Source organism: Bifidobacterium panos, assembly GCF_012932445.1.
GTDB lineage: Bacteria > Actinomycetota > Actinomycetes > Actinomycetales > Bifidobacteriaceae > Bifidobacterium > Bifidobacterium panos.
Genome location: NZ_JAAIIJ010000002.1, coordinates 114,890 through 131,242, shown reverse-complemented (window position 1 = coordinate 131,242; position 16,353 = coordinate 114,890). Strand labels below are relative to the sequence as shown.

The 16,353-nt window shown below is 59.9% G+C and carries 11 protein-coding genes and 2 tRNA genes; 10 read left to right on the top strand and 3 right to left on the bottom strand.

Annotation, left to right across the window (positions count from 1 at the left end):
* Positions 1-28: 28 nt before the first annotated feature.
* The 7 genes from G1C94_RS00670 (at position 29) to glgX (ending at position 9,652) form a co-directional block, all read left to right on the top strand.
* Entirely contained in the window at positions 29-1,018 is a 990-nt protein-coding gene (locus G1C94_RS00670; RefSeq protein ID WP_172143740.1) for a TerC family protein, read from the top strand.
* Positions 1,019-1,170: 152 nt separating this feature from the next.
* Complete coding sequence (gene pyk / locus G1C94_RS00665) at positions 1,171-2,613, top strand: pyruvate kinase (RefSeq protein ID WP_172143739.1); 1,443 nt, start codon at positions 1,171-1,173, stop codon at positions 2,611-2,613.
* Between the two features lie 174 nt (positions 2,614-2,787).
* Positions 2,788-2,861 (top strand) — tRNA-Leu (locus tag G1C94_RS00660).
* 57 nt (positions 2,862-2,918) lie between these two features.
* On the top strand, positions 2,919-3,674 hold the full coding sequence (locus tag G1C94_RS00655) for an ANTAR domain-containing response regulator (protein WP_172143738.1): 756 nt from the start codon (positions 2,919-2,921) through the stop codon (positions 3,672-3,674).
* Positions 3,675-3,685: 11 nt separating this feature from the next.
* Positions 3,686-6,529 carry a DNA polymerase I gene (gene polA, locus G1C94_RS00650; protein ID WP_172143737.1) on the top strand — a complete coding sequence of 948 codons (2,844 nt, stop codon included), beginning with the start codon at positions 3,686-3,688 and terminating at the stop codon, positions 6,527-6,529.
* Positions 6,530-6,586: 57 nt separating this feature from the next.
* Positions 6,587-7,495, top strand: coding sequence for a Nif3-like dinuclear metal center hexameric protein (locus G1C94_RS00645; protein ID WP_172143736.1), 909 nt, complete (start codon positions 6,587-6,589; stop codon positions 7,493-7,495).
* Between the two features lie 12 nt (positions 7,496-7,507).
* Entirely contained in the window at positions 7,508-9,652 is a 2,145-nt protein-coding gene (glgX, locus tag G1C94_RS00640; RefSeq protein ID WP_172143735.1) for a glycogen debranching protein GlgX, read from the top strand.
* 7 nt (positions 9,653-9,659) lie between these two features.
* Here glgX and G1C94_RS00635 read toward each other — a convergent pair whose 3' ends face one another.
* Positions 9,660-10,817: an ABC transporter permease gene (locus G1C94_RS00635; protein WP_172143734.1), complete on the bottom strand. Its 1,158-nt coding sequence runs from the start codon at positions 10,815-10,817 to the stop codon at positions 9,660-9,662.
* Positions 10,818-10,891: 74 nt separating this feature from the next.
* On the opposite strand from G1C94_RS00635, the gene G1C94_RS00630 reads away from it, so the two are divergent.
* From G1C94_RS00630 to aroA, 3 genes are all read left to right on the top strand, one after another.
* Positions 10,892-10,965, top strand: a tRNA-Pro gene (locus G1C94_RS00630).
* A 38-nt stretch (positions 10,966-11,003) separates the two neighbouring features.
* On the top strand, positions 11,004-11,933 hold the full coding sequence (locus G1C94_RS00625) for a hypothetical protein (RefSeq protein WP_172143733.1): 930 nt from the start codon (positions 11,004-11,006) through the stop codon (positions 11,931-11,933).
* 8 nt (positions 11,934-11,941) lie between these two features.
* A complete protein-coding gene (gene aroA / locus G1C94_RS00620; RefSeq protein ID WP_172143732.1) occupies positions 11,942-13,267 on the top strand; it encodes a 3-phosphoshikimate 1-carboxyvinyltransferase in 1,326 nt (441 codons plus the stop codon).
* Positions 13,268-13,339: 72 nt separating this feature from the next.
* Here aroA and G1C94_RS00615 read toward each other — a convergent pair whose 3' ends face one another.
* Positions 13,340-14,566: an acetate/propionate family kinase gene (locus G1C94_RS00615; RefSeq protein WP_172143731.1), complete on the bottom strand. Its 1,227-nt coding sequence runs from the start codon at positions 14,564-14,566 to the stop codon at positions 13,340-13,342.
* 86 nt (positions 14,567-14,652) lie between these two features.
* Complete coding sequence (pta, locus tag G1C94_RS00610; protein WP_172143730.1) at positions 14,653-16,320, bottom strand: phosphate acetyltransferase; 1,668 nt, start codon at positions 16,318-16,320, stop codon at positions 14,653-14,655.
* Between the last annotated feature and the right edge of the window lie 33 nt (positions 16,321-16,353).

Sequence of the window (16,353 nt, the reverse complement as noted above, 5' to 3'; positions counted from 1 at the left end):
TCAGAGCCACTTCGTACGATGGGGTGTCATGGCCGAAACACCCCTTGCTTTTGAAATCGTCACTTTCGTGGTGCTTGCCGTGTTTTTCGCGGTCGATTTGTTCGTCGTCGGTCGCAAGCCCCATGTGCCCTCCACGGCCGAATGCGTGCGGCATATCGCGTTCTTCGTGGTGATGGCGCTGATTTTCGGCGGCTTCATCTGGTATTTCGCAGGGTCCAAACCGGCCATCGAGTTCTATTCCGGATGGCTCACCGAATATTCGCTATCGGTGGACAACCTGTTCGTTTTCGTCATCATCATGTCGAATTTCGCGGTGCCCAAGGAACTGCAGAAGTATGTGCTGAGCGTGGGCATCGCCTTCGCCCTGTTGTTCCGCGGGGTGTTCATTTTGGTGGGCGCGGCGTTGATTGAACGGTTCACTTGGATATTCTTCATTTTCGGCGCGTTTCTTATTTATACGGCGATCAAGCTGGCCGCCGGGGGCGATGAGGATGAGGAGTATCACGAGAACGGCGTCATCCATCTGCTACGCAAGGTGATTCGCATCAGCGACGAATACGATGGGGAGAAGTTGCGCACCACACGCGACGGCGTGCGCTATTGGACCCCCATGCTCATCGTGTTCCTCGCCATCGGCACCACTGATGTGATGTTCGCTTTCGATTCGATTCCCGCGATTTTCGGCCTGACCAAGGATCCGTTCCTGGTGTTCACCTCCAATGTGTTCGCCCTGCTGGGGTTGCAGCAGTTGTATTTCCTGCTGGGCGCATTGCTCGACAAGCTCGTCTATTTGCCGGCGGGACTGTCCGTCGTGCTCGGTTTCATCGGTGTCAAGTTGGTGTTGGAGGCTTTGCATGGCAACACGTTGCCGTTCATCAATGGTGGCAAACCCGTTGCGTGGGCGCCGGAAATTCCTACGTGGCTGTCATTGGCGGTGATTGTCGTGTCCATTGGGGGCACTGCCTTGCTTTCCGTCGTCAAAATGAGATCAATGCAGGGCGATTCGTCGGCGCAGTGAAGTCCGCGCGCTCATTGAGAGGACATTCTTGTGAGCGTTCACAACACGTTTGATGGAAAAACGACCCATAGGGGAGCCGGGCTAGTACACTGTTGCGTGGGAAAGCGGGGCCGTCCGGCCTCGTCCGTTGCAATAGTTAGGAAATAAGCAACATGCGCAAAGCTAAAATCGTCGATACCATTGGTCCCGCCACCGAATCCCTTGAAGGCATTACCAGCCTTGTCGAGGCGGGTATGGATGTGGCTCGTCTGAATCGCTCGCACGGCACTCCCGAGGATCATCTCAGGGTGTACAACAACCTGCGTCAGGCCGCCAAGACCACCGGCCGCAACGTGGCAGCCCTGGTGGATCTGCAGGGTCCGAAGATTCGTTGCGGTTGGTTCAAGAAGAACGCCGAAGGCGAAGACAAGGTGCAGCTGACCGAAGGTCAGGAATTCATCATCACCACCGATGACGTCGAAGGCGACGAGCACATCACCTCCACCACGTTCAAGGGACTGCCGGGCGACTGCCATGCCGGCGATCCGATTTTGATCGACGACGGCAAGGTGCGCCTTGAGGTCACCAAGGTCGAAGGCAACAACGTGCACACCAAGGTCGTCGTGGCCGGCCCCGTGTCCAGCCACAAGGGCATCAACCTGCCGGGCGTGGCCGTTTCCTTGCCCGCCCTGACCGAGAAGGACGAAGCCGATCTGCGTTGGGCCATCCAGACGGGTGCCGACATCATCGCCATGTCCTTCGTGCGTTTCGCCACCGACATCGACCGCGCCCACGAGATCATGGACGAGGAAGGCCGCCGCATTCCGATCGTGGCCAAGATCGAGAAGCCGCAGGCTCTGGAGAACCTCGAAGAGATCGTCAAGGCCTTCGATGGCATCATGGTCGCCCGTGGCGATATGGCCGTCGAGTGCCCGCTCGAAGAGGTACCGCTGTCCACCAAGCGCTGTATCGAGCTGGCCCGCCAGTACGCCAAGCCGGTCATCGTCGCCACCGAGGTGCTGGGTTCCATGGTGAACTCCCCGGTTCCGACCCGCGCCGAGGCCTCCGACTGCGCCAACGCCGTGCTTGACGGCGCGGATGCCACGATGACCTCCAACGAAACCGCCGTGGGCAAGTATCCGGCCGTCACTGTGGACACCATGTCCCGCATCTCGAGCTTCGCCACCGAGCATGGGTTCGACCGCATCCCCGAGCTGAAGGATCTCGACATGTCCTCCACCGGCGCGGTGTCCTCCGCCGCCGTCGATCTGGCCGACAAGCTCGACGCCAAGGCCATCGTCGCCTACACCCAGACCGGTTCCACCGTGCATCGCGTCTCCCGCGAGCGCCCGGCCACCCCGATCTACGGCATCACCAACAACGAGCACACCTACCACTGGCTGGCTCTGAGCTGGGGCACCGAGTCCTTCTTCGTCGACGAGGATTACCACGACAAGTCCCGCAAGGATCTCATGATCTACACCGACAAGATCCTCAAGGAGGCCGGCAAGGCCAACGACGGCGACAAGATCGTGGTGCTGAGCTCCGCCCAGGGCGAACATCAGCCCGGTCGCACCGACTCCATCTACGTGCACACCGTGGGTGCCTGCGACTGATTAACCGCCAGATGCCGCGCGTCTTGAGGCTTTACCTGCCTTGGAGACGCCGCGCGCATGAGTGAACCTCGGTGTCGGCAAATCGTTGAAATTGATTGCTTCCGATACCGAGGTTTTTCATTGCGACATGCGTTGGTCGGCATGGTGGTGTAACCTGTCATAGGTTTCAGATACGCCCTTGTATCCCAATTGGTAGAGGAAGCAGCCTCAAAATCTGCGCAGTGTGGGTTCGAGTCCCACCAAGGGCACATAATAAGGCGGGTGCAGGTGACGCCGGCCGAGGTGTTCGGGGAAACGAGGTTGGCATGGCTGCAGAGAAGAGCACGGAAACGAAGCCGGTGCTGACTGAGGAAGAACTGAAAGCCGTAGCGCACGAGCCCGAACAAGACAAGCCCGCTTCCGGCAAGCGCACCGTCGTGGTTGCCGAAGACGAATCGGTCAATCGCATGGATCTTGTCGGCATGCTTGAAGACAACGGCTACGAAGTCGTCGGCGAAGCCGCCAATGGTGAGGAAGCCGTCGAACTGGTTCGTTCCAAGCGTCCGGATGTGGTGTGCATGGACGTGAAGATGCCGCGCATGGACGGCATCACCGCAGCCGGCATCATCTGCGACGAGAACATCGCCCCGGTGGTGATGCTCACCGCGTTCTCCCAGCCCGATCTGGTCAAGAAATCCACAGGTGCCGGGGCCATGGCGTATGTGACCAAGCCCTATGAGGAATCCAAACTGCTGCCTGCGCTGGAAGTCGCAATGGGTCGGTTCGCCGAAATCAACGACCTGCTTGAGCATATGGAACGTTCCGAAGACAAGCTCAAGAGCACCGAAGAGGAACTTGCCAAAGTGCAGGCCGACCTGCTCAAAGCGCAAGATACCCTTGAGGAGCGCAAGCTCATCGACCGCGCCAAAGGGCTGCTCATGGACAAGGCCGACTTCTCGGAGCAAGGCGCGTTCCGCTGGATTCAGAAGACTTCGATGGATCAGCGCATCCCGAAGAAGCGACTGGCGATGGCAATCATCGAGAAATATGGCGATCCCAAGCCTGAACATGACGAGAGCTAAGCTTGGGAACCATGACTGAGTACGAAGATGGCGAAGCGCGCGGAACCCTGTTGGTCATCGATGGCCATTCACTGGCGTTCCGCGCGTTTTTCGCGTTGCCGGTAGAAAGTTTTTCCACAGCGCAAGGTAAACCCACCAACGCAGTCTGGGGATTCGCCTCGATGCTCTCCCAAGTCATCAATGCGGAACGACCCGACCATCTCGCCATCGCCTTCGACGTCAAAGGCGGCACCTTCCGCAACACCATGCTGCCGCAATACAAAGGCACGCGCGACGCGGCTCCCCAGGATTTGCTCGACCAGCTGCCACTCATCCAGCGGATGCTCGATGCGCTCGGCGTCACGTACATCGAAAAACCGGGATATGAAGGCGACGATATCATCGGCACGCTCGCCACGATGGGCGAACAGGCGAGATACCGCACATTGGTGCTGTCCGGAGACAGGGATGCCTTCCAGCTCGTCGACGACTGGGTCACCGTGCTCTATCCGGGGTATCATTTCAAGGATCTCAAGCATATGACCCCCGACGAGGTATTCGCCAAATACCACGTGATGCCCGCTCAATATCCTGACTTGGCCGCCCTGCGCGGCGAAACCGCCGACAACATCCCCGGTGTTCCCGGAGTGGGCGACGGCTATGCGGCCAAGTGGATCGGCAAATATGGTTCGCTTGAAGCCCTCATCGAGCATGCCGACGATATCGGCGGCAAAAAGGGCGAGGCACTGCGGGCGAATCTCGATCAGGTTCGACTCAACCGCAAGGTCAACGCGCTTGTCCGCGACGTCGATTTGGGTGTCACCGTCGAGGATCTCACGTTCGGGCAGGTGGACGTCGACAAGCTTGATGCGCTGTTCGATGAGCTGGAGTTCGGCGCGCGTACGAAAAACCGCGTACTGAAGACCTTCAATAATGAAGAGACGGCCAAGACTCAGGCCGCGCAACCGCAACAAGATGAGAACATCGTTCTGCCCAACGGCCAGCGAGCCCATGACGTCAAAGAATTGAGGGATTGGGCGAGTGCCCACTTGCCCGCCCCGGTCAGGCGGCCTGATGTCGGTGAGTTGCCAAGCGGCAACGACGAAGCGACATCCGGCATCGATCACAGCGCGCGTTGCAGTGAGGCCATTGAACACTCGTGGGTGCTGAATGCGTGCGGCAACGCCAAGCCGGGACGCGTCTCGACGTCCTCGGTGACGTTGCTGTGCGCTGGCGAGGCGCTGGTGTTGCAGGCTCCTCTTGATGAGGATTTGCGCGACGCTTTGGGTGGGATCATCGATGCCCATGCGAGCGGCATGGTGGTGCATGGCTACAAGGAACAGTTGCATCTGTTTTCCGCCCTTGGGCTCGCGTTGCCATATCCCCTGTTCGACACCGAACTCGCCGGCTATCTCGCGCAACCTGATTTTCACGCCGAATCGTTGGAACAGGCCGCGTCGCATTTTCTGGACATTCACGCGGATCAGGACGAGCCGGCCACGCAGGGCATGCTTGATCTGGGTGCCGATGGCGACGTGGATTCCGATCCCGACGCCGGCAAGTTGAAGCATGCGGCCATTATTGCCGCGCTGGCTCGTTTTCTTGCCCCGAAACTTGACATGTGCGAACAGTTCGGTCTGCTGCAAACGTTGGAACTGCCGGTGTCGCGGGTGTTGCAGAAGATGGAGGCGCAAGGGGCAAAAGTCGACACGCAGCGTCTGAAGGACATGCGTGACGGTTTCGCCGCCGACGCGCGCCAGGCACAGGAGATTGCATGGCAGTGGGCGGGGCGCGAGGTCAATCTGCAAAGTCCCAAGCAGTTGTCCGAAGTGCTGTTTGAGGATATGGGTTTGAAGCCCACCAAACGGACGAAAAAAGGCGCATACACCACCAACGCCGACGCCCTGCAAACGCTGTACATGCGTTCGGTGAACGACGAACGCGCCAATGGGTTCCTCGGCGCGCTGCTGCGTCACCGGGAAACCAACAAACTCAAGCAGATCGTCGGCACGCTGATAGAGACGATCAATCCCTTCGACGGACGTATCCACACCACATTCGAGCAGACGGTGGCAGCCACCGGGCGGTTGAGCTCCGCCGACCCGAATCTGCAGAATATTCCCAATCGCAATGCCGTGGGACGCGAGATACGTTCGGCTTTCATCCCAGGTGAAGGGTACGAATCGCTGGTGAGTTGCGATTATTCGCAGGTGGAGCTTCGCATTATGGCGCATCTGTCTGGTGACGAGGCACTGATCGAAGCGTTCAGGAGCGGCGTGGATTTCCACAGGTACGTTGCCAGCCTTGTCCATCAGGTTCCCGTCGACCAAATCACCGCCGATCAGCGCACCCATGTGAAGGCCATGAGCTACGGCCTGGCCTACGGTTTGAGCAGCTATGGATTGGCGCAGCAGCTCAAAATCAATCCGGGTGAAGCGGAAGCGTTGAAGCAGAAGTATTTCTCCACGTTCGGCAAAGTGCGTGATTTCCTGGAATCGTGTGTCAGCGAGGCGCGTCGGCGCGGCTATACCGAAACGATGTTCGGGCGGCGGCGCTATTTCCCCGCCTTGCATTCGACGAACCGCAGCGCGCGTGAGGCGGCCGAACGCGCCGCGCTCAACGCCCCCATCCAGGGCAGTGCCGCAGACATCATGAAGGTCGCCATGATTCGCGCCAGCCGGGCATTGCAGGAAGCGGGTCTGAAAAGCCGGATCATCCTGCAGATTCATGACGAACTGGTGGTCGAAGTCGTGCCGGGCGAGGCGCAGCAGGTGACCGAACTCGTCCGCAACGCGATGGAAACGGCCGTCCGACTCGACGTCCCGCTGGATGTTTCCACCGGCATCGGTGCCGACTGGCAGCTCGCCGCGCATTGATGGGCTCGGCGACTATCTGCTGGTTCGGGTGGTGATTTTTCGAAAGGACAAGGTTATATGAATCTCAAAGAGACAGTTGACGTGCTGGAAGCCTTATATCCATTGCGTTATGCGGAAAGTTGGGACGAGCCGGGGCTTATTGTGGGCGAGCTTTCCCAATCCGTCACGCGCATCGCCTTCGCCGCCGATCCCACCAGCGCCATCATTGACGAGGCGCTTGATTGGGGAGCGGATTTGCTCATCGTCCATCACCCGCTGTTTTTCCGCTCGGTGCACGAGGTCTCCGGCCTTGGGTTCCGGGGCGCGTTGGTGAACCGGCTGAACCGTGCCGGCTGCGCCTTATGGGTGGGACATACCAACGCCGATGCCGCGTGGCGCGGCGTGGGGCAGGCGGCCGCCGATTTCCTCGGGCTTGTCGATCAACGCCCGTTGGTGCCGATTGACGATGCCGAGCACCCGGTGGGGCTGGGGCGCGTGGGCAGACTTGCCGAACCGACGACGCTGGAGGCGTTCGCGCAGCATGTGTTCAATCAGGTGAATGAATATGGCATGCACACGGCGCTCGGCGTGCAGGTGTGCGGCAACCCGGACGCGCTTATTCGCATTGTGGCGGTATTGCCCGGTTCCGGCGACTCGCTGTTCGATGAGGCGCGGGCAAGCGGCGCGGACGTGTACGTGACCAGCGACCTGCGCCACCATCCCGTCACCGACGCCATCGAACAGGCTCGCTACGAAGCCGCGTTGCGTGGCCAAGGCATCGCCCTCGGGCAGGGGGATTCCGGCGATGCCCAAGTGCGTCCCTGTTTCATCAACACGCCGCACGCGGCCATCGAATCCATGTGGTTCAACTACGCCATCCAAGACGTGCCGGACGCAATGGAACGCGCCGGTGGCCAACGTCCCCAAGTCAACTGGCTGCGCACCTGTACCGACCCGTGGGCGCGCTCGATCACAGAAGAAGCGTGAGATACTGTAATCATGCAGATACGACCAGGATTCACTTATCCGCTGGGTGCCAGCTACGACGGTGCCGGCGTCAATTTCGCCCTGTTCTCCCAAGTGGCCGAGCGTGTCGAACTGTGCCTGTTCGACGAAGACGACCAAGAGACGCGCGTCGAGATGACGGAGCAGAACTCCTACATCTGGCATAACTACCTGCCCGGCATCCAGCCGGGGCAACGGTATGGATACCGCGTGTACGGCCCATATGACCCCAATCAGGGCCTGAGATGCAACCCTGCCAAACTGCTCCTCGACCCGTATGCCAAAGCCATCGAAGGCAACATCGACGACGACGCGAGCCTGTTCTCCTACGACCTGAAGTCACCCGATGACGTTACGCTCATCAACGACCTCGACTCCGCCGCGCACACCATGAAATCCGTGGTCATCAACCCCTACTTCGACTGGGGCAACGATCAGCACCCGAACATTCCATACCACGATTCGGTGATCTACGAGGCGCATGTGCGCGGCATGACCAACCTCAACCAGGACGTGCCGCCGGACATTCGCGGCACTTACTCGGGGCTGGCCTACCCATCCGTCATCGAATACCTGAAAAAGCTCGGCGTCACCGCCATCGAGCTGATGCCCATCCACCAGTTCGTCAACGACACCTTCCTGCAGAAGAAGGGCCTGAGCAACTACTGGGGATACAACACCATCGGCTTCTTCGCGCCGCACAACGCCTATTCTAGCTCCGGCGAACGCGGTCAGCAGGTCAACGAGTTCAAGGCCATGGTCAAGGCCTATCATCAGGCCGGCATGGAAGTCATTCTCGACGTGGTGTACAACCACACCGCCGAAGGTAACAATCTTGGCCCCACCTTGAGCTTCAAAGGCATCGACAACAGGTCGTACTACCGTCTGGTCGACAACGACCAGCGCCATTATTTCGACACCACCGGCACCGGCAATTCGCTGCTCATGCGCTCGCCGCACGCCCTGCAACTCATCACCGATTCGCTGCGATATTGGGTCACCGAGATGCATGTGGACGGCTTTAGGTTCGACTTGGCCGCCACGCTGGCGCGTCAGTTCCAGGAGGTGGACAAGCTCTCCGCCTTCTTCGACATCGTCGAGCAGGATCCGGTGATCAGCCGCGTCAAGCTCATCGCCGAGCCGTGGGATCTTGGTTCCGGCGGCTATCAGGTGGGTGGCTTCCCGCCCAGCTGGTCGGAATGGAATGGGCGGTATCGCGACACCGTGCGTGATTTCTGGCGCTCGCAGCCTTCGACCCTGCCTGAATTCGCCTCGCGTCTGATGGGCAGCTCCGACCTGTATCAGGTCAACGGACGCCGCCCCGTCGCTTCGGTGAATTTCATCACCGCGCACGACGGCTTCTCCATGAACGATTTGGTGAGCTACAACGACAAGCACAACGAGGCCAACGGCGAAGGCAACCGCGACGGCGAAAGCAACAATCGTTCGTGGAACTGCGGCGTGGAAGGGCCCACGACCATTCGCGATGTCAGTGAGCTGCGTCAACGCCAGATGCGCAACCTGTTCTCCACACTGCTCATCAGCCAAGGCATCCCGATGATCTGCGGCGGCGACGAGGTGGCTCGCACGCAGATGGGCAACAACAACGCCTACTGTCAGGACAACGAGCTTTCCTGGACGCACTGGGATCTCGACGAGGAGCGCGAGGGTCTTCTGGAATTCGTGTCCAAGCTCGTTCATCTGCGCCTGAAGCACCCCGTGCTGCATCGGCGTCGCTTCTTCACCGGGCGCGAGCCGGGTGACGACTCCGAGATGATTCCGCAGGTCGAATGGTTTGATCACACCGGCTCCATCATGGACATGGAGGACTGGCAGAACACGCACGCCTTCTCGATGATGGTATATCTCAACGGTTCGGATATTCCCGAGGTGGACTTCTACGGCAATCCGATGGTGGACAACGACTTCATCCTGATTTTCAACGCCCACTACGAGCCGATTCAGTTCACATTGCCCGACGAACGATACAGCCAGAAGTGGCAGCTGGTGGTGGACACGCACAATCCCAAGGGGCCTGTGCTCAACTATGAGGCCGGTTTTGCCGTCACCGCGCAGTCGCGCAGCTTCATGCTGCTGATGAGCGTCGACAAGCCGGACAAGCCCGACACGGCCGTCTGATGGCGATTCACCGATCCGAGGAAATGCGAGATTCGGGCAACGGCTCCTGCTGATGGCCGTTGCCCAGTGCCTGCGCTTGGACGAGCTGAGTCGCCACGCGATCCGCTTCGATGGCGGCGATTTGCCGTGAGAACACGATGAACCAGCCGAGGAACATCATGCCCGCCAGCGCCTCCACATTGGTGAGCGTATTGTGCCCCAGCATCATGTTCACCCAAAAGCCCGCGCACAGCAGCGCCGCGAGATCGGAAATCACCATCGTGACGCGGCTCAAGCGAGGGGCGAGCCAGGGGAGCGCCAGGAATAGCGCCAGCATGATGAACGGCAGTCCCTTCGCGCAGATGTTGTGCATCAGATAGTGGGGCGTGTAGCGGAACGCGCCGATGCCGATGAACGCCAAGCCGGACAGGGTCAGCAGGGCGGTCAGCACGATGATGCGCGCCATGAAGTGCGCGATATCGTACCCGCGATTCGGATCCTCGCGCGTGTGGTCGTGGCGCAACCGCATCAAGCGCTCGGTGGTGACCAGCTCGGAGACGGCGAAGTAACTGACGATGATGACGCACACGCCGGCCAGCATGAGTGTGGAATTGAACATGGTGGCGGCGAAGGTGGTGCGGTCGCCCAACTGGGAGAAATTGTTGTGATACCAGTAGGGATCGTCGGTGGTCAGGCCAGCCGTGCACACGCCGGAGATGACGAAGAACGGCAGCAGTGAGGCAAGGGTTTTCGCGTTCATCATTCGCGCCTGCACGAACGTCATGTAACCGACGATGCCACAGAAACCGGCGCAGACGGACGACATATACCCCGCGAAAATCGTGCCGCCCATTATCTGGTTCATGGCGCTGAGCAGCGCGAAGGACGATAGGAAAGTGGTGGCCGCATAGACGACGGACAACGCCACGGATTCAAACACGCGGCGCAATGGCGTCCACCAGCCGCGCTTGAGCGTCAACGAGCGCGAATGGCTCATATAGCCGATCAGAAAAGAGAACACGGCGCAAGCCGCCACAAGACCGGAGCACACGATGAAGCGGCGTTGCGTCAGCTGCCAGATTGCGGGAGCGTAGCGAAGATAGACGTCCATGCCGCCCACGCCGATAATCGCGCACAGGATGAACGAAACCAAGCCGCCTGTTTCGGCGCGTTGATGGCGCCCCATGAACTCTCCCCTTTTATCGATTGCGTCAAGCTGTATTGTACAATGGCTGGATGTGCCCCGGCATGCCGAGGCAACGGGCCGTAGCGCAGTTTGGTAGCGCGCCTGCTTTGGGAGCAGGATGTCGCAGGTTCAAATCCTGTCGGCCCGACTGTTATTGCCGTTAACAGTATAGGGAGAAATCGGTATATGACCGACGAACAGGACAAAGGCAACGTGGCCGTAGAAGAGGCGCTGTACGTTCCCCGATTCCAGGACTTGATGGCTCCTGTGAAACTGCCTCGCAAACGCCCTCCGTTGCCTGCCGTGTTGGGTGGCGCCGTTGCCTGCATCGTGGCAATTGCGCTGGTTGTCGTCATTGCCATGGTCAAGCCGTTCAGCTCATTGAGAGCCACCGATTACGCATCTGGCGTTTCCCAAGCCTCGGATTTGCAGACGCGATATACTGCCGTTTCCGAATCGCTTGATCAGTCGTTGATTTTTTTGGTTTCGCAATCCTCGCAGTATGATTCCACCGCGGTTTCGGATGTGGCGAAGCACACCGACGAGTTGCGTCAATCCATCGATTCGTTCGCCCAGCTCAGGGTGACGAACAAGGATGAGGAAGTGAATGCCGCCTACGATCTGTACGAGCGTCAGGCCGAGCGCTTCATTGAACTTGCGAACAATCTTGCCCAATCCACCAAGGCGCTGTCCGAAACGAAAACGGCATGCGATGCCATCCCCAGCGGCACTGTGTTCGACTCGAATTACACGAGCGAATACGAGCAGTATGTCTCGTCATGCAGGGCCAGCGTCGACAAGCTCGCCGAGGCCCCGGCCAAGGTCGTCACCGAATTCGCCGCCACGCTGTCAAGCACTCTTGACCAGACGAATGACATCCTCAATCAGCTCAAGGACATCGGCAGCCCCGTCGGCATTTCCACCGGTTCAGCGAAAGGCCAGCAGTTGACGCAATTGTCTTCCCAACTGGTCGACCTTGACATTTCGTCCGGCATGTTCAGTGATTTTTATTCTGACAAGCTCCAGCAAACCCTCGACAATGCAAGCCCGGCCAAGCCGTTTGATCGTCTGAAGACGGCTCTTGAGCAAGGATATGATTCCACAAGTAAGAAGTGAGTTGTTTTATGAGCGTCACCATTTGGTCGGCTCCGGCGGCTGAGGCTGAGCTTGATGCCACGGTCGAGATTCCGGGCAGCAAGTCGTTGTCGAATCGCTATCTGGTGCTTGCGGCGTTGGGTGGGCGGCCGGTGAGGCTGGTCGGTCTGTTGCGTTCTCGTGACACTGATTTGATGATGGATGCTTTGGGCGCGCTTGGGGTGCGCTGCGAGATTGATGCCGATACGCCCACCACGGTGCGTGTGACACCGCCTGAATCCGGCGTGTTCAACGGTGACACCGAGGTGTTCTGCGGGTTGGCGGGGACTGTGATGCGCTTTGTGCCCGGGCTTGCGTTGTTCGCCGCCGGTCCGGTGCGTTTCGATGGCGACGAGCAGGCGTATGCGCGTCCGATGAAGCCGGTGCTGGATGGTTTGGAACAGCTCGGTGCGCGCATTGAATATCACGGTGAGGTCGGCCGGTTGCCGTTCACCGTCATTCCTCCTGATGAGTTGCCGACTGGGTGTGTTGATGTGCGTATCGATGCCTCGGGGTCATCCCAGTTCGTTTCCGGTTTGCTGTTGATTGGTTCGCGTCTGCCCGGCGGCATGACACTGAGCCATACGGGAGCCAAGACCCCCAGCCTGCCGCATATTCGCATGACGGTGGCGGATGTCGAGGCGGCTGGTGGGTTTGTTGATGCCGATGAGACGGCTCGCGTATGGAACGTCGCCCCGCATGGGCTTCAACTGCCGGAGCAAGTGACGGTTGAACCGGATTTGTCGAATGCCGCCCCGTTCCTCGGAGCTGCGCTTATCGCCGGCGGCACCGTGCATGTGCCGAACTGGCCCGAACACACCACACAGCCAGGTGGGTTGCTGCCGGGGTATTTGGAGCGTATGGGAGCCGAAGTGTCGTTCCCGGTGCGAGGCGGCGTGCGCTATTGCAGTGTGACTGGCACCGGCGTGATTCATGGGCTTGGCGATTTCGATTTGACGGCGGCGGGGGAGATAGCTCCCTCGCTGGCGGCGATACTGGTATTCGCCGACGCGCCGACCAATATGATCGGCATCGGACACTTGCGCGGGCACGAGACGAACCGTCTTGAGGCACTGGTTGCCGAAATCACTCGCGTGGGCGGCATCGCGCGCGAGTTGGACGACGGCATTGCCATTGAACCAGTCGGCAGGCAAACACTGCATGCCGCCGAGATGGAAACCTATGCCGACCACCGCATGGCCACTTTCGCTGCGATGCTGGGCTTGCGCATTGACGGCATCACCGTGCGTAACGTCGAAACCACGCGCAAAACCCTTCCCGATTTCGTCGCCATGTGGCAGGGCATGCTGGCATAGAATTTTAAGATTTTATATGAAAAAAGGCCGTTCCCCTCACGGGAGCGGCCTTTCGTTGATATCCGAGATGACTCAGGCGACCTTGTTGCCGTAGGTGTCTTCGCCGGCGTCCGCGATGGCGGCGGACTTGCGGGCGATGGCCAGCTCCTCGTTCGTCGGGATCACGCAGACGGTGACGGCCGAATCCGGAGCGGAGATGATGCGCGGCTCCTTGGAGCGGGTGGCGTTCTTCTCCTCGTCAAGCTTCACACCGAACGCGCTGAGCTTGTCACACACCATCTTGCGCACGATGTCGTCGTTCTCACCGACACCGGCGGTGAAGGTGATGACATCCACGCCGCCCATCTGGGCGGTGTAGTTGCCGATATAGCCGACGATGCGGTGCACATAGACTTCGAGCGCCAGCTTGGCGTCCTCGTTGCCCTCGGCGACGAGACGATGCACTTCACGCAAATCGCCGTAACCGGTCATGCCCATCATGCCGGAACGCTTGTTGAACAGGGTGTCAAGCTCGTCCACGTTCATGTGCGCGTTGCGAATCAGATGGAACACCACAGCCGGGTCGATGTCGCCGGTGCGGCCGCCCATCATCAGACCTTCCAGCGGAGTCAGGCCCATGGAGGTCTCAACCGGCTTGCCGGAGATTTCAGCCGAGGCGGAAGCGCCGTTGCCCACGTGCAGCACAATCTGCTTCAGCCCCTCGGCCGGCTTGCCGATGACATCCGGCACCACGGAGGAGATGAACTCGTGGGAGGTGCCGTGGGCGCCGTAACGGCGGATGTGATACTGGTCGGCGATTTCCTTGTTCAGCGCGTAGGTGCTGGCGGCCTTCGGCAACTGGAAGAAGAAGGAGGAATCGAACACGAACACCTGCGGCACGTCCGGCAGCAGCGCGCGCATGACCTCGGCGCCTTTGGCCTCAGGGCCGTTGTGCAACGGGGCGAGCACGGCCAAGTCCTTGACCTGGTTGATGGTCTTGTCGGTGACCAGAGCCGGGTCCGGGAAGATGGAACCACCCTGCACCACGCGGTGGCCGACGGCAACGATGCCAGCCTCGTCAATCTTGGGGCCGAACTCATCGAAGAAGCCGAGCACGCGCTTCAAACCCTGCTCGTGATCGTGAATCGGTTCTTCGAGCTCGTGCTTTTCGCCGTTGTATTCGTGCTTGTAGTGGCCGTCAACAGGCTCGCCGATCTTCTCTACGAGGCCGGAAGCGAGGCCTTCGCCGGATTCGAGATCGACCAGCTGATACTTGATCGAGCTGGAGCCGGAGTTGATGACAAGGACGGTTTTTGCCATGGTGGGCATCCTCCATTTTGTACTGTTTTCTTCCGTTTTTATACACGGATTACGGTTGTTTAGACTACTCTGTGCTTGCTACAAAACTATTGAGCTTCGATGGCGGTGAGGGCCACGGTGTTGATGATGTCCTGCACGAGGGCGCCTCGGGACAAATCGTTCACCGGCCTGTTCAGCCCCTGCAACACCGGGCCGACGGCGAGCGCCCCGGAAGAACGTTGCACGGCCTTGTACCCGATATTGCCGGCGCACAAGTCCGGGAACACGAACACGTTGACATGCCCGGCGACATCGTTGCCCTTCGCTTTGGCGGCTGCCACGGTGGGCGACCATGCGGCGTCGAACTGGATGGAACCGACGACGGCCAGATCGGGGGCCTTCTCCTTGACGATGCGGGTGGCCTCTTCGACCACATCCACATCCGGCCCTTTGCCGGAACCGAGCGTGGAGTAGGAGAGCATGCCGACCTTCGGCTCGATGCCGAATGCGGCGGCGGTTTCAGCGGACTGGATGGCGATGTCGGCCAGCTGCTCGGCGTTCGGGTTCAGGTTGATGGCGCAATCGGCGAACACGGCCACATGATCCTTGAAGCACATGAGGAATGCGCCGGAGACCAGCGAAGCGCCCGGCTTGGTCTTGATGACCTGCAAAGCGGGACGCACGGTGTTGGCAGTGGAGTTGACGGAGCCGGACACCAAGCCGTCGGCCTTGCCGAGCACCACAAGCATGGTGCCGAAGTAGCTCGGATCCTTGAGCTGCTGACGGGCCTGTTCCTCGGTCATGCCCTTCTTGGCACGCAGTTCGCACAGTTTGGTGACCATCGGCCCAAGCACCGCTTCGTCGTCCATGGCCTGGAATTCGGCCTTATCGAGCGACTTCAAGCCCAATTCGCCGCCGTGGGCGAGAATGGCGTTCTTGTCTCCCACGATGATCAGATTCACGATGTCGCGCTCAAGCAGGTAATCGGCAGCCTTGATGATGCGATCTTCCTCGCCTTCGGGCAGTACGATGGTCTTCTTGTTCGCCTTGGCTTTGCCCAGCAGGCTGTATTGGAACGCATAGGGGGTGAGGGGGGCGGTGAACGGCGCGTCCAGCGCGGCGAGCACCTCATCTGCGGGAGCATTCTCGGCGAATACCTTGGCGGCTTTGTCCGCGGCGCCTTCCTCTTCGAAATCCACCTTGGGCAGCACCCATACCGGCACATCGCCGGCAAGAGCTTCTTTGATGCCGGCTGCCTGGCCCTCTTCGGCACCCGTCACGAATACGCCCAGCACGGCGGTGCCGGCTTTTTCGACGGCGGCGGTGCAGGCGTCGACGGTGGCCTTCACCTGTTCGGGGGTGCGGTTGATGGTGCATACGGCAAGGAACACGGGGGACTTGAGGTCCGCAGCCACATCGGCGTTGAAGCCGAAGAGCTCGGGGTCATTCACATTGGAACGGTCGGTTCCGACAATCACCATCGCTTCGGGGGCGATATTGCCCACGGTGGTCTCGTAGGCGGCCACGATATCGGCCCGCGAGCCTTCCTTGTCCGCCCGCGCGCATTTCGGGCACACGCCCACGGCCTGTTCGCGGCTTTGCCCGGCGTTGCTGGCCGTCAGCAATGTGTCGGTGAAGGTTTCCTTCTTGCATACCGCGGGGCGGAACACGCCCGTTTTCTTGACGCCAGCAAGGGCGTTGACAACGCCAAGCGCGGCGACATTGCGACCATTGGCGGCTTCGGGACTGATGATGGTGACAGTGGTAAGACTCACTTTTGTCTCCTATGTAGCTAGTGATATGGCGGG

Bases quoted from the DNA above. Each gene is read 5' to 3' on its own strand.
- G1C94_RS00615 (WP_172143731.1), bottom strand. From the start codon at position 14,566: ATGGCAAAAACCGTCCTTGTCATCAACTCCGGCTCCAGCTCGATCAAG.
- aroA (WP_172143732.1), top strand. From the start codon at position 11,942: ATGAGCGTCACCATTTGGTCGGCTCCGGCGGCTGAGGCTGAGCTTGAT.
- polA (WP_172143737.1), top strand. From the start codon at position 3,686: ATGACTGAGTACGAAGATGGCGAAGCGCGCGGAACCCTGTTGGTCATC.
- G1C94_RS00670 (WP_172143740.1), top strand. From the start codon at position 29: ATGGCCGAAACACCCCTTGCTTTTGAAATCGTCACTTTCGTGGTGCTT.
- G1C94_RS00645 (WP_172143736.1), top strand. From the start codon at position 6,587: ATGAATCTCAAAGAGACAGTTGACGTGCTGGAAGCCTTATATCCATTG.
- G1C94_RS00625 (WP_172143733.1), top strand. From the start codon at position 11,004: ATGACCGACGAACAGGACAAAGGCAACGTGGCCGTAGAAGAGGCGCTG.
- glgX (WP_172143735.1), top strand. From the start codon at position 7,508: ATGCAGATACGACCAGGATTCACTTATCCGCTGGGTGCCAGCTACGAC.
- pyk (WP_172143739.1), top strand. From the start codon at position 1,171: ATGCGCAAAGCTAAAATCGTCGATACCATTGGTCCCGCCACCGAATCC.
- G1C94_RS00655 (WP_172143738.1), top strand. From the start codon at position 2,919: ATGGCTGCAGAGAAGAGCACGGAAACGAAGCCGGTGCTGACTGAGGAA.
- G1C94_RS00635 (WP_172143734.1), bottom strand. From the start codon at position 10,817: ATGGGGCGCCATCAACGCGCCGAAACAGGCGGCTTGGTTTCGTTCATC.